The sequence below is a fragment of the Caulobacter sp. GW821-FHT10E02 genome (genome assembly GCF_059415225.1).
Window position 1 is genome coordinate 334,907 of record NZ_JBWKMV010000004.1, and the last position, 12,707, is coordinate 347,613.

Sequence of the window (12,707 nt, forward strand, 5' to 3'; positions counted from 1 at the left end):
GCGATAGAGCAAGCGCCCATGGCCCTGACCGTTCACCAGTTCCCCTGCCTGTCCGACAACTACGGCTTCCTCATCAAAGACGAGGCCAGCGGCAAGGTAGCGACCATTGACACGCCCGACGCCGAGGCCATCCTCGCCGAGCTCGACAAGCTGGGCTGGGGCCTCGACCTGATCCTCAACACCCACTGGCACCCCGACCACGCCGGCGGCAACGAGGCGATCAAGAAGGCCACCGGCGCGACCATCACCGGTCCGGCCGAGGTCACCCGCATCGCGCCGCTGGACCGCGTGGTGCGCGGCGGCGACGTCGTGCTGCTGGGTGAGACCAGGTTCGAGGTCATCGACGCCGGCGGCCACACCCTGGGCCACATCGCCTATCACGACGCCGCCGACGGCATCGCCTTCGTCGGCGACACCCTGTTCGCCCTGGGCTGCGGGCGCCTGTTCGAGGGCACGGCCGAGCAGATGTGGGACTCGCTGTCGCGCGTCATCGCCCTGCCCGACGCCACCACCGTCTACTGCGCCCACGAATACACCGCCTCGAACGCCCGCTTCGCCCTGTCGGTCGACGACGATCCGGCCCTGAAGGCTCGGGCGGAGGCGGTGTTCGCCGCCCGCGAGCGCGGCGAGGCGACCGTGCCCACCACCATCGGCGCCGAGAAGGCGACCAACCCGTTCCTGCGCGCGCCCCTGCTACGGCCGGACGCCGCCACGCCAGCGGCGGCCTTCGCCGAGATCCGGGCCGCCAAGGACAGCTTCAAGGGATGAGTACGAGCGTGAACGATAGAGCCACCGCGGGCGACCTGGGCGCCAAGGAGATCATCCGGATGCTGGACCTCCAGCCGCACCCCGAGGGCGGCTGGTACAAGCAGACCTTCCAGGACGAGCCCGGCCCCGACGGCCGCGCCAGGTCGACCTGCATCTACTTCCTGCTGGAGGCCGAGCAGGTCTCGGTCTGGCACCGCGTCGACGCGGTCGAGACCTGGCATTGGTACGCCGGCGCGCCGATCTCGATCAGCCTGTCGCCGCCCGACGGCGCGGGCGTCACCGCCTATGTCCTCGGCCCCGACCTGCGCGCCGGTTGCCGGCCGCAGGTGGTGGTGCCGACCTCGTGGTGGCAGACCGCCGTCAGTCTGGGCGCCTGGACCCTGGTCGGCTGCACCGTCGCGCCGGGCTTCCGCTTCGAGGGCTTCGAGATGGCCGCTCCCGACTGGAGTCCGTCGAAAACCTGAGCCCCCCACCCCTGCGTCAACCGGTCGCGGATGCTCAGATAGGGTCCCCATAGTGGGTAACTTGGTCGCATGGCGTCGTTCTGTGAGCCATGCAATCCTTTTCACGTCGCGTTAAATCGTCGACCCAGGGGAAACCGAGTCGCCTATGTCCGAAGAGTACGTCAACGCTCGCGCAGCCACCCGCTACGCGACGGATTACATCCTGCGCTGGGTCGAGATCGCCAACGAAGTCCATGGGTCGGACCTTTTGTACGCCCTCGTTTTCACCACCCTGTGGGCGGGCAACTGCTCGCACATCCGGGGCGGCCTCTATGCCGAGGTCGATGACATCCCGCCGGATCATGAGCGTCGTCCACTGACCGTGCGCCAAGTGGCCGACTCCCTGGCCCTGCCCTACGAGACCGTCCGCCGCCGCTTCGTCGAGATGCTGGAAAAGGGCATGGCCCAACGCATCGGCCGCGAAGGCTTCATCGTCCCCGCCTCGGCCCTGGCCAAGCCCGAGGTCGTCCAGGGCCTGCGCCGCTCGCACCAGAGCCTGACCCGCTTCCTCAAGGAACTGAAGACGATCGGCATCGAGGCGGCCTAAGGCCCCTCATGCCCGCCGCCGAACGCGCCCTTCGCGGGCTCACCTGGCTGATGTTCCTGGTCACCGCCATGACGACCAATGTCGTCGGGGTGCTGATCCCGGAGGTCGCCAGGGCCTACGGCCTGAGCCTGACGGGGGCCGGCGGCCTGCAATACGCCACCATGGCCGGGATCGCCCTGGCCGGACTGTTCCTGGGCGGCCTCGCCGATCGGCGCGGCCGCCGGCCGACCGTGCTGCTGGGCCTGGCCCTGTTCGCGGTCGCCGCCCTGCTGATCGTGTTCAACCGCGCCCTGACGCCGCTGCTTGGCCTGCTGTTCGTCAGCGGCCTGGCGATCGGCATCTTCAAGACCGGGGCGATCGCCCTGATCGGCGACCTGTCGTCCTCGCCGGCCGAGCACACCCGGTCGATGAACATCGTCGAGGGCTTCTTCGCCGTCGGGGCCATCGCCGGTCCGCCGATCGTGGCGCGACTGCTGACGGAAGGTCTGCCGTGGACGGCGCTCTATGGCCTGGCCGGCGTCCTGACCCTGGCGCTGCTGATCATCGCCCTCTTCGTCCGCTTCCCCGCCGCCAAGGCCGCGAGCGATCCGGCCCAGGTCGACCTGCTGGCGGCCCTGGCAATTGCCCGCGACCGCCACGCCCTGGGCTTCGGGGCCTGCATCTTCCTCTATGTCGGGGTCGAGACGGCGGTCTATGTCTGGATGCCCAGCCTGCTGGCCGCCGAGGGGGCCAAGCCCCTGCTGCCCGGCGCCTGGGCGCTGTCGATTTTCTTCGTGCTGCGGGCCGTCGGCCGCTTCGTCGGGGCCTGGACGCTGGAGCGGCTGGGCTGGACCCGGGCGCTCGCCGTCTGCTCGGTCGCTATCCTGGTCTGTTTCGCCGGCGCCCTGGCTGGCGGACTGAAGAGCGCCTCGGTGCTGTTGCCGCTGTCGGGGCTCTTTATGTCGGTGCTCTATCCGACCTTGAATTCCAAGGCGATCAGCGGCTTTCCCTCCGCCCGGCACGGAGCAGCGGCGGGCTTCATCCTGTTCGTCACCTGCTTGTCTGCCGTGGTCTCGCCGCTGGCGATCGGCGCGGCCAGCGACGCCTTCGGCGGGCCGCACGCTGGATTTGGCCTGGCCACGGGCATGGCGCTGCTGCTGGCGGCCGCGCTGGTGTTCAATCTGGTGAAGGATCCGAGCCGGGCTCGCCTGGCCGTCTAGACGCTGCTGCCGCGCACGATCAGTTCGACCGGCGACAGGGTCGAGCGCGCGTCCTCGCCGGCCATGCGGCGGAACAGCAGGTCGACCATGGCCCGCGCGCCGAACTCCAGGTCCTGGCGGATGGTGGTCAGCGGCGGATTGCTGTGGCGGGCCAGGACGATGTCGTCGAAGCCGACCACCGCCACGTCGCCCGGCACGCTCTTGCCGGCCTCGACGAGAGCCCCGACCGCGGCCAGAGCGATGACGTCCGAGAAGGCGAAGGCGGCGTCGAACGCCACGCCCGTCGCCAGGAACTCGGTGATGGCGGCGGGCGCCTCTTCCATGGTGTAGGGCGCGGGGACGACCAGGGCCGGATCGAACGGCAGCCCCGCCTCGGCGAGGCCCTGCTTATAGCCCTCGAAGCGCTGGGCGGCCTCGGGGGCGTCGACCGCGCCGAGGAAGGCGATGCGCTTGCGGCCCTGGGCGGCCAGGTGCGCGACGGCCAGCTTGCCGCCCTGCACGTTGTCGCTGCCCACCGCGCAATAGCGCTGGCCCGGCAGCTGGGCGCCCCAGACCACCATGGGCTTGTAGGTGTCGGCGACGACGTTCAACGCCTCGTGCTGGGTGCTCTGGCCGATCAGCACCAGGCCGTCGGCGCGGTGCGACTGGATGATGCGGTCCAGCCAGCCGGGCTCGGTGACGATCACCTTGTTGAGCAGGACGGAGTAGTTGCGGCGGGTGATCTCGTCGGCCAGCCGCCCGACCATCTCCAGGAAGAACGGGTCCGAGATCAGCTGTCCGGCCTCGTGGGCCAGGGGGATGATGACGCCGATGGTGTCGGTCTTGCGCAGGCGCAAGCTGCGCGCCGACTGGTTGACCACATAGCCGTGGGTCTGGGCGATCTCGACGATCTGATCGCGCAGCGTCTTGGGGATCAGCGGATTGCCGGCCAGGGCGCGCGACACCGTCGAGATCGACACCCCCGCCATGCGGGCGATGTCGGCCATCTTCAGCCGCCCGCGTTCGGGGGCCTCAGCGAGCTCGGGGCTATCCATGACCAGACAATAGAACCTTGCGGATGCACGAAAAGCCTCGCTGGCGTCGCATTACGCGGGGTTGAGTCCGCGCGGCGACGCCATCGAAGCTGTGTATGGCCAAGCTAGACCATACGAGTAAACGGCCCCTGAGCGCTTATGGTTACGCTTGAAGAACGATGTTCGCCATAGTTCACGATTCGGGCGAACAATCAGCGGTTCATCACCTTGATGATGCGCTTGGACGAGGGCCGGCCGGCCAGCCCCTGATCCGGGGAATAGGTGATGGTCAGGGCCCCGTCCTTCATGGCCGCCGCCGGCTTGCGGCCCTCGGCCAGCAGGACGCGGAACACCCGCGAGATGATCGATCGGTCGCCCTTGCGCGCCATGCGCTCGAAGGCCTCGGCCACGACGGTGGCGGAATCGGCGGCCAGGACCGAAGTCTCGGGCCGCACGTCCTCGACGGTCGAGAACTCGATGTCGTGCTGGGCCGCGCGGCTGGCGCGGGCCGTGGCCAGGGTCACGCGCTGGACGAAGACCTTGAACGACATGATCGCCGGCGGCTGGATCGACGTGGCCCGGCCCGACAGGGCGGCGGCCGCGCCCATCGGAGCGTCGTCGGTGAACAGGATCATGCCGCCCAGCTTGGTCACCCGCAGCACGGGCTCGCCCAGGTCGTTGCGATAGATGACGTCACCGCGCGAGGCCGGCTGGGCCGACAGCACCCAGACCTCGGCGCTGTTGTCGAACTTCATCAGCGGCTGGGACGAGGCCTGGTCGAAGATGAAGGCGCCGCCGCTTTCGGAGACGTAGCGGCCGACCGGCGGGGCCGCGACGCGGCGGGCCTCGGCCGGGCCCTTATGGCCGAGCAGAGCATCCCGCAGCGAGTGCGGCATCTGCTGGGCGTTCGCGGACGCCGCCATGACCATCAGAGCGGCGATCGCCAGGGCCGCCCGGGCCCCGAAATCAGCCAACTCCGCCTTACAGAATTTCATGCGACCCGTACTGCCCGCCGACTGGGGCGAATCTTGGACGCGTTAACGTCCAAACCCCGAAGCCGGCGGCATGAGGCCCAACCGCAACAGTCGGCGTCAAGCCTTGGCTTCGGGGAAGTCCGTCGAGACCTGGGATCAGGCCATGTATTGGCCGCCGTTGAGGCTGAGCGTGGCGCCGGTCACGAAACCCGCGCGCTCGCCCGACAGGAACGAGACCATGTCGGCGATCTCCTCGCCCTTGCCCAGGCGGCCGACCGGGATGCCGGCGATGATCTGGGCCAGCACGTTCTCCGGCACCGCCGCCACCATCTCGGTGTCGATATAGCCGGGGCAGATCACGTTGACCGTGACGCCCTTCTTGGCGTTCTCGAGCGCCAGGGCCTTGGTGAAGCCGATCAGGCCGGCCTTGGCGGCCGAATAGTTGGTCTGGCCCATCTGACCCTTCTGGCCGTTGATCGAGCTGATGTTGACGATGCGGCCCCAGCCGCGGTCGCGCATGCCCTCGATCACCGGGCGGGTCATGTTGAAGGCCGAGTCCATGTTGACCCGGATCACTTCCGACCACTGCTCGTAGGTCATCTTGTGCAGCATGCCGTCGCGGGTGATGCCGGCGTTGTTGACCAGGATCTCGACCGGACCCAGTTCGGCCTCGACCTTCTTCACGGCCGCCTGGCAGTCCTCGAAGTGGCCGACATTGCCCTTCACGACCATCACGCCCAGTTCCTTGGCGCAGGCCGCGGCCGCTTCCTCGTTCCCGGAATACCCCGCCGCCACCTTGTGACCATCGGCGATCAGCCGTTCGCAGATCGCTCGACCAATGCCGCGGGTGCCGCCCGTCACGAACGCAACTCTCGTCATGGAATGCCTTCCTCTCTCGATCCGCCGCCCGTCAGCGCGGGCGTTGAAATAGTCCCGACTCAGGCACCTTAGCCCGGCTTGCCGTAGAGAAAACGCCAGTCTTCGATGTAGCGCGGATCGCGGATGCCGGCCCCATGATACGGGTTCGGAGCATTTTCCGGCGCGCCCGGCGGCAGGTCCAGCTTGAAGACCCGCACGTGGTCGGCCGGCACGCCCAGGCGGCGGTAGCTCTGGGCCAGGAGGTCGGCGGTCATTTCGCGGCTATTATAGGCGGCGTACCAGCGCGTGGCCGGGGTCGCGCCCGGGCCGTCGATCCAGGGCGCCAGCGTCTGGCCGGGCTGGGTGAAGTCCCAGGGACTGGAGAACAAGACGACCCGCGCCACCGGCGTCTGGTGGGCGATCCAGGCGGCCATGCCCGCGCCCTGCGACAGGCCGCTGACCACGATCCGGCTCCAGTCCGGCGCGCCGCCTTTCAGATAGCCGCCCCAACCCTCGCCGGGATGGTCCTTGTCCAGCTTGACCAGCAGGGCCACGAGGCGGGCCTGGATGGACTCCGCCCGGCTGTTGTTGGCGGCTTTGGACGGGCCATCGCCGAACAGCCGCATGCGGCGGAAGTCCGACGAACAGGCCGGGTCCGGGTCGCGCGGGCAGACCTGCACCACCGCCGGCGTGTTGTTGTATTGCAGGCCGATCGCCGGATAGCCCTGCTCGGCGGCGGCCTGCAGCACGAGACGTCCGCCGGCCGGTCGACCGTTGGTGCCGGGCAGGAACACCACCAGGGGCGTCCCCGCCGCCACCTTGGCCGGACGCAGGACGAGATTGGCCTCGTCGAACTGCGTCACGGCCGGATCGGCTTCGGACGGTTTGACCTGATAGATCGTCATGTCCGCCGCCGAGGCGACGGAAGCCATCGCCACGGCGCAAAGGGCGCCGAGCAGCGCCTTCCGACAGACGGACATGCGATCCCTCTTGGTTCTAGGTCAGACCGCCTCGACGCACATGGCCACGCCCATGCCGCCGCCGATGCAGAGGGTGGCGAGACCCTTCTTGGCGCCCGAGCGCTTCATCTCGTGCAGCAGGGTGGTCAGGATCCGCGCGCCCGAAGCGCCGATCGGGTGGCCGATGGCGATGGCGCCGCCGTTGACATTGACCTTGGCCGGGTCGAGGCCCAGCTCGCGGACGACGCACAGCGACTGGGCGGCGAAGGCTTCGTTGCTTTCCACCAGGTCGAGGTCGGCGACGGTCCAGCCGGCCTTTTCCAACGCCTTCTTCGAGGCCGGGATCGGGCCGGTGCCCATGATCTCGGGCTCGACGCCGGCATTGGCCCACGAGACGATGCGAGCCAGGGGCTTGAGACCGCGCTTGGCGGCTTCGTCGGCGGTCATCAGGACGAGCGCGGCGGCGCCGTCATTGAGGCCCGAGGCGTTGGCGGCGGTGACCGAGCCTTCCTTCTGGAACACGGGCTTCAGGCCCTGGACGCTCTCGATCGTCGCGCCGTGGCGGATGAACTCGTCCTTGTCGACGATCGTGTCGCCCTTGCGGCCCTTGATGGTGACCGGGACGATCTCGTCGTCGAACTTGCCGGCCTTCTGGGCGGCCTCGGCCTTGTTCTGGCTGGCGACGGCGAAGACGTCCTGGTCCTGGCGGGTGATCTGCCAGCGGTTGGCGATGTTCTCGGCCGTCTGACCCATGTGGTAGCCGTGGAAGGCGTCCCACAGGCCGTCCTTGATCATGGTGTCGACGAAGGCCAGGTCGCCCATCTTCTGGCCGCCGCGCAGGTTCTGCGCATGCGGGGCCTGGCTCATGCTCTCCTGGCCCCCGGCCACGACGATCTTGGCGTCGCCGGCCGCGATCTGCTGGGCCGCCAGGGCCACGGCGCGCAGGCCCGAGCCGCACAACTGATTCAGGCTCCAGGCCGGGCTCTGCACCGGGATGCCGGCATTGACCGAGGCCTGGCGGGCGGGGCCCTGGCCGGCCGCGGCCTGCAGCACCTGGCCCAGGATCACTTCATCGACGTCGGCGGGGGCGATGCCGGCGCGCTCGACGGCGGCCTGGATGGCGATCTTGCCGAGGTCCGAGGCGGGCAGGCTGGACAGCGCCCCGTTGAACGAGCCGACCGGCGTGCGCGCGGCGGAGACGATGACGATGTCGCTCATGGAAAGCTCCCGTGACGTTCTGACGTGACGCCTTCGCGGTTGCGGCGCCCGTGCTTTTGCGATGCAGCATCCAACATGCACACCGCGACGGCGTTCGTCACGGGCACATTTTCACGGCTTGGCGACAGCTCCAAGTCATCAGACCACTGGCGCCATGCCTTTGCATTAGCGATAGTGCGGTGCGAGAAGCGGGCGTAACCGCTACCCTAGGGAACGAAATGTCCGAGAACCCTGAACAAGGCGAAAAGACCGCCGGCGCCGAGAAGGCGGCCGGGCAGCGCGTAATCATCAAGAAATACGCCAACCGTCGCCTCTACAACACGGCCTCGTCGTCCTACGTGACCCTCGAACACCTGTCGGACATGGTGAAGGAAGGCGTCGACTTCGTGGTCTATGACGCCAAGTCCAATGACGACATCACCCGCTCGGTCCTGACCCAGATCATCTTCGAGGAAGAGAACCGCGGCGGCGGCCAGAACCTGCTGCCCATCCAGTTCCTGCGCCAGTTGATCGGCTTCTACGGCAACTCGATGCAGGCCTTCCTGCCGTCGTACCTGGAAATGTCGCTGGAGAGCTTCTCCAAGCAGCAGGAGCGCATGCGCGGCCAGTTCGCAGGGCTAGCCCCCGGCAAGATCCCCGGCATGGGCGTCTATGAAGAGCAGATCCGCCAGAACATGGCGCTGTTCGACCGGGCCATGAAGATGTTCTCGCCGTTCGCCTATGTGCGTCCGGAAGACGGCGGCGCCCAGGCCGAACCGCAGCCGGCCCCCGCGCCCGCCGCCCCGGCCAGCGACGACTCCCTGACCGAGCTGAAGCGCCAGATGGAAGCGATGCAGGAGCAGCTCGCGAAATTGGCGAACAAGTCTTAACCACGACAGTCCAGCCGTTCTTAACCGTCTCGGCTCTACGAATTCGGGTATGAACGGCCCGATCGATCCTCTTCGACGCCCTGGTCCCGCGCGCCGCGCCTTGCCGGCGCCGCGCGATGGCCATCGTCACGAGACCGAAGAAGAGGTCGTCTTTGTCGTGGAGGAAGACGCCCCCCCACCGCGCCAGGAACCCCCGCCGCGCCGTGAAGGCTTCGCCGCCTTCGCCGCTCACGTCATGGGCCAACCTGGACAAAAACGCGGCCTGCGCGGTGGGCAGGAAGTGCTCGACGCGGCCAGATCGACCTATCTCGGGACGGAATATTCCGGCCCCGCCGATCGCCGTCCCCAAACGGGCCTGCTGAAGAAGACCAAGATCTAGCCTTTCAGGCGAGCCACCTCCGCCTCGAGCGCGGCCACCCGCGCCTCTAGTGCGGCGATACGCTGGCTATCGCTAGCGGGTGGCGGCCGCACGCCCGCATGGGACGCCGCCTCGGCCGGCGCGACACCCAAAAGCTCCGCGAAGACAGACACTTCCCGCACCGACAGCTCGCGCTGGTCCTTGAAGGCCAGGGCGAGATCCGCCTCGCTCAGGCCGGCGGCGGCGGCCAGGATCGTGCGCGACAGACCGCGCTCGGCGAGGCGGTCGTCGTACCAGGCGGCGTCGAAGAACAGAGCCATCAGCGGGAACCGAAGGGTTGGCGCCAGTCTTGCTTAATCGTTGGTGAATTCATCGCCCACGGGTTTTCGCATGCTGTCCGTCGCCATCCGCATCTTCGACGTCGCCGTCGTGGCCCTGATCTTCACGGCGCTGACCTAATCAGGCGCTTTCGAGCAGCATCATCGTGCCCTGGCCGCCGTCGGCGCAGATGCTGACGATCGCGCGCTCGCCCTTCGGTCGGGCGGCCAGTTCCTTCACCGCCTGGCTGAGGATCCGCGCCCCGGTGGCCCCGAACGGGTGACCCAGGGCCAGCGAGCCGCCGAACGGGTTCATGCGCTCGCGCGGGAACGCCCCCATAGGCGCGGTGACGCCGGCCTTCTCGCTCAGGAACTTGGCGCTCTCCCAGGCGGCGATGTGCGACAGCACCTGGGCGGCGAAGGCCTCGTGGATCTCCCACAGGCCGACATCCGCATAGGTCATGCCGTTGCGGGCCAGCATGCGCGGCACGCCATAGGCCGGGGCCATCAGCAGGCCCTCGTGGCGCAGGTCGATCGAGGTGACCTCGTAGTCGACGATCTTCACCTTCGGCGTCTCGCCCGGCAGGCGGCTCATGCCGGCCTCGGAGCCAACCCAGATCGCGGCCGCGCCGTCGGTCAGCGGCGAGGAATTGCCGGCCGTCAGCGTGCCCTTGCCGCTGGTCTTGTCGAAGGCGGGACCAAGCTTGGCCAGCTTCTCCAGGGTCGAGTCCTTGCGCGGGATGGTGTCGCGCTTGGCGCCGCCGATCTCGATGACCAGGTCGTCGAAGAAGCCCTGCTCCCAGCCCTTCACCGCGCCCTGGTGGCTGGACAAGGCGTGAGCGTCCTGGTCGGCGCGCGACAGGTTCCACTCCTTGGCGGTGATCTCGGTGTGCTCGCCCATCGACAGGCCCGTGACCCGGTTGGCGACCTTGGGGATGAAGAGCTTGACGTCCTTCAGGTTCAGCGCGCCCAGGGCCGACAGGCGCTGTTGGCCCGTCTTGGCCCCCTGGAACTTGCGGATCCAGTCCGACAGCGCGACCGACAGGCCGATCTGCACCCGGCTCATGCTCTCGACGCCGCCGACGAGGGCGAGATCGCGACCGCGCCCATCGATCATGCCGGCCGCCTCGATCGCACCGATCATGCTGGTCGAGCAGGCCATGATGGTCGAGAAGGCCGGAATGGTCGGGTCGGCCCCGGCGTCCAGCAGCACTTCGCGCGCCAGGTTGCTCCAGGTCAGGTTCGGAATGACCGTGCCCCAGACCGCGAAGTCCGGCCGCGCGCCCTTGGCCAGCATCGCTTTCACCACCGGCGCCGACAGCTCGATCGCGTCGTATGAGGCCAGCGGCCCATCGACCTTGGCGAACGGCGTGCGGACGCCCGAGGCGATCCAGGTGTTCGAGGCGGCGGATTTGGCGGCGGGCATGGCGAAACTCCGAGGTGCGGAAACGTTGGCCTATATGGGGTCGCCGCCTCGATATTGTCGAATACCGCCCTTGGATTTGCACCCGGGCGCGCGGCGCTTTAATCGGACGGCATGAGCACCGAACTCTCCCTCGACGCCAAGAAGGCCAAGGCCCGCGCCTGGTTCGAAAGCCTGCGCGACCAGATCTGCGCGGAATTCGAACGGCTGGAGGACGAGGCTCCGGCCGATCTCTATCCCGGCGAACCCGGCCGCTTCGAGAAAAAGCCCTGGGACCGCCCGGCCGGCGGCGGCGGCGTCATGGGCATGATGCACGGGCGGCTGTTCGAGAAGGTCGGCGTCCACGTCTCGACGGTGCACGGGACCTTCACGCCCGAGATGGCCAAGAACATGCCGGGCGCTGCCGACGATCCCCGGTTCTTCGCCACGGGGATCAGCCTGATCGCGCACATGACCAATCCGCGCGTGCCGGCCGTGCACATGAACACCCGCTTCATCGCCACGACGAAGAGCTGGTTCGGCGGTGGCGGCGACCTGACGCCCTTGCTCGGCTATCAGCGTCAGCAGGACTTCCCCGACGCCATCGACTTCCACGCCGCCTACCAGCGGGCCTGCGACAAGTACGATCCGGAGTGGCACGCCAAGTACAAGGCCTGGTGCGACGAGTACTTCTTCCTGCCCCACCGCAACGAACCGCGCGGCATCGGCGGCATCTTCTACGACCACCACGACAGCGGCGACTGGGATCGGGACTTCGCTTTCACCCAGGACGTCGGCAAGGCGTTCCTGGAGATCTATCCGGAACTGGTCCGCCGCCGGATGGGCGAGGCCTGGACGCCGGACGAGCGCGAGCAGCAACTGGTCCAGCGCGGCCGCTATGTCGAGTTCAACCTGCTCTACGACCGCGGCACGATGTTCGGGCTCAAGACCGGCGGCAATGTCGAGTCGATCCTCAGCTCGATGCCGCCGGCCGTGAAGTGGCCCTAAGGGTCTAGAGCTTCATCGACAGCTCGACGTCCTCGTCGAACGGCAGCGACAGGTAGCCGGCTTCGGTCGAGCGCACGCGGGCCAGATATTCCGGGGCGTAGTCGGCATTGTCGGCGACGATCAGCGCGCCGGGGCGCAGGCGGCTTTCCAGCAGGGCCAGAACCTCCGGGTAGAGCGCCTTGGCGCCGTCCAGCAGGACGAGGTCGATGGTCTCGGGCAGGTCGATGGCCAGGGTCTGCAAGGCGTCGCCCAGGCGGATCTCGATCAGGTCGCTGACGCCGCCGGCCACGAAGTGCTCCTGGGCGCGCTCGGCCTTGGACACCTCGAACTCGGTGGTGATCACGCGGCCGTCGCCGCCATTGTCGCGCACGGCCGCGGCCAGGTGCAGGGTCGAGATGCCGAACGAGGTTCCGAACTCGACGATGGTCTTCGCGCCGATCGAGCGGGCCAGCATGTAGAGCAGCGCGCCGGTTTCGCGCGACACCGCCAGGGGGAACTCCTTCAGGTGGCCGTAGAGTTCGAGATATTCGGTCTTGCTGCGCATCAGCCGCTCGCGCTCGGCGGCGGGCACGCCGGAGAAGACGGGACGCGCCGCTTCGCTCAGGCCGAACAGGCGGTCCAGCAGCGGACCCAGCTTGATCAGGGTGTTCATGGAGGTCTCCAAAAGCGCGGTGTTGCGCCGACCCCAGAAATGCGACTAATTCGTCAGGTTTC

Annotated in this window: 16 protein-coding genes; 8 read left to right on the forward strand and 8 right to left on the reverse strand. The window is 68.2% G+C overall.

Annotated features, from left to right (window positions below; translation table 11 throughout):
- Nucleotides 1-18: 18 nt before the first annotated feature.
- The 4 genes from gloB (at nt 19) to AC07NI_RS21335 (ending at nt 3,017) form a co-directional block, all read left to right on the forward strand.
- The gene (gene gloB / locus AC07NI_RS21320) at nt 19-768 is read left to right on the forward strand and encodes a hydroxyacylglutathione hydrolase (RefSeq protein WP_494622830.1); all 750 of its coding nucleotides are present in this window, start codon (nt 19-21) and stop codon (nt 766-768) included.
- Entirely contained in the window at nt 765-1,232 is a 468-nt protein-coding gene (locus AC07NI_RS21325; protein ID WP_494622832.1) for a cupin domain-containing protein, read from the forward strand. The genes gloB and AC07NI_RS21325 overlap by 4 nt, the downstream gene beginning before the upstream one ends.
- A gap of 145 nt (nt 1,233-1,377) precedes the next feature.
- Entirely contained in the window at nt 1,378-1,818 is a 441-nt protein-coding gene (locus AC07NI_RS21330) for a hypothetical protein (protein WP_494622834.1), read from the forward strand.
- Between the two features lie 8 nt (nt 1,819-1,826).
- Nucleotides 1,827-3,017, forward strand: coding sequence for an MFS transporter (locus AC07NI_RS21335; protein ID WP_494622836.1), 1,191 nt, complete (start codon nt 1,827-1,829; stop codon nt 3,015-3,017).
- On the opposite strand, the gene AC07NI_RS21340 is transcribed toward AC07NI_RS21335, so the two are convergent.
- From AC07NI_RS21340 to AC07NI_RS21360, 5 genes are all read right to left on the reverse strand, one after another.
- Nucleotides 3,014-4,003, reverse strand: a complete 990-nt coding sequence (locus AC07NI_RS21340; protein WP_494622838.1) for a LacI family DNA-binding transcriptional regulator — start codon at nt 4,001-4,003, stop codon at nt 3,014-3,016. The two genes, AC07NI_RS21335 and AC07NI_RS21340, sit on opposite strands and share 4 nt — an antisense overlap.
- Before the next feature lie 239 nt (nt 4,004-4,242).
- Nucleotides 4,243-5,025 (reverse strand): DUF4908 domain-containing protein, encoded by a 783-nt coding sequence (locus tag AC07NI_RS21345; protein ID WP_494622840.1) that lies wholly within the window; start codon nt 5,023-5,025, stop codon nt 4,243-4,245.
- Nucleotides 5,026-5,160: 135 nt separating this feature from the next.
- Entirely contained in the window at nt 5,161-5,883 is a 723-nt protein-coding gene (locus AC07NI_RS21350) for a beta-ketoacyl-ACP reductase (RefSeq protein WP_494622842.1), read from the reverse strand.
- A 68-nt stretch (nt 5,884-5,951) separates the two neighbouring features.
- Entirely contained in the window at nt 5,952-6,842 is an 891-nt protein-coding gene (locus tag AC07NI_RS21355) for a BPSS1187 family protein (RefSeq protein ID WP_494622844.1), read from the reverse strand.
- A gap of 21 nt (nt 6,843-6,863) precedes the next feature.
- Complete coding sequence (locus AC07NI_RS21360) at nt 6,864-8,039, reverse strand: acetyl-CoA C-acetyltransferase (protein ID WP_494622846.1); 1,176 nt, start codon at nt 8,037-8,039, stop codon at nt 6,864-6,866.
- Nucleotides 8,040-8,257: 218 nt separating this feature from the next.
- On the opposite strand from AC07NI_RS21360, the gene phaR reads away from it, so the two are divergent.
- A complete protein-coding gene (phaR, locus tag AC07NI_RS21365; RefSeq protein WP_494622848.1) occupies nt 8,258-8,908 on the forward strand; it encodes a polyhydroxyalkanoate synthesis repressor PhaR in 651 nt (216 codons plus the stop codon).
- A 49-nt stretch (nt 8,909-8,957) separates the two neighbouring features.
- A complete protein-coding gene (locus AC07NI_RS21370; RefSeq protein ID WP_494622850.1) occupies nt 8,958-9,287 on the forward strand; it encodes a hypothetical protein in 330 nt (109 codons plus the stop codon).
- Here the strand turns inward: AC07NI_RS21370 and AC07NI_RS21375 are convergent.
- Nucleotides 9,284-9,586, reverse strand: a complete 303-nt coding sequence (locus AC07NI_RS21375) for a helix-turn-helix domain-containing protein (protein WP_494622852.1) — start codon at nt 9,584-9,586, stop codon at nt 9,284-9,286. The genes AC07NI_RS21370 and AC07NI_RS21375 overlap by 4 nt on opposite strands.
- A 73-nt stretch (nt 9,587-9,659) precedes the next feature.
- On the opposite strand from AC07NI_RS21375, the gene AC07NI_RS21380 reads away from it, so the two are divergent.
- On the forward strand, nt 9,660-9,725 hold the full coding sequence (locus tag AC07NI_RS21380) for a hypothetical protein (protein WP_125155815.1): 66 nt from the start codon (nt 9,660-9,662) through the stop codon (nt 9,723-9,725).
- Here the strand turns inward: AC07NI_RS21380 and AC07NI_RS21385 are convergent, their stop codons facing one another.
- On the reverse strand, nt 9,726-11,009 hold the full coding sequence (locus tag AC07NI_RS21385; protein ID WP_494622854.1) for an acetyl-CoA C-acyltransferase: 1,284 nt from the start codon (nt 11,007-11,009) through the stop codon (nt 9,726-9,728). It abuts the gene before it with no gap.
- Between the two features lie 111 nt (nt 11,010-11,120).
- Here AC07NI_RS21385 and hemF point away from each other — a divergent pair, with 111 nt between their 5' ends.
- Nucleotides 11,121-11,993 carry an oxygen-dependent coproporphyrinogen oxidase gene (gene hemF / locus AC07NI_RS21390; protein ID WP_494622856.1) on the forward strand — a complete coding sequence of 291 codons (873 nt, stop codon included), beginning with the start codon at nt 11,121-11,123 and terminating at the stop codon, nt 11,991-11,993.
- Nucleotides 11,994-11,997: 4 nt separating this feature from the next.
- Here hemF and AC07NI_RS21395 read toward each other — a convergent pair whose 3' ends face one another.
- Nucleotides 11,998-12,645 carry an O-methyltransferase gene (locus AC07NI_RS21395; RefSeq protein ID WP_494622858.1) on the reverse strand — a complete coding sequence of 216 codons (648 nt, stop codon included), beginning with the start codon at nt 12,643-12,645 and terminating at the stop codon, nt 11,998-12,000.
- Nucleotides 12,646-12,707 lie beyond the last annotated feature (62 nt).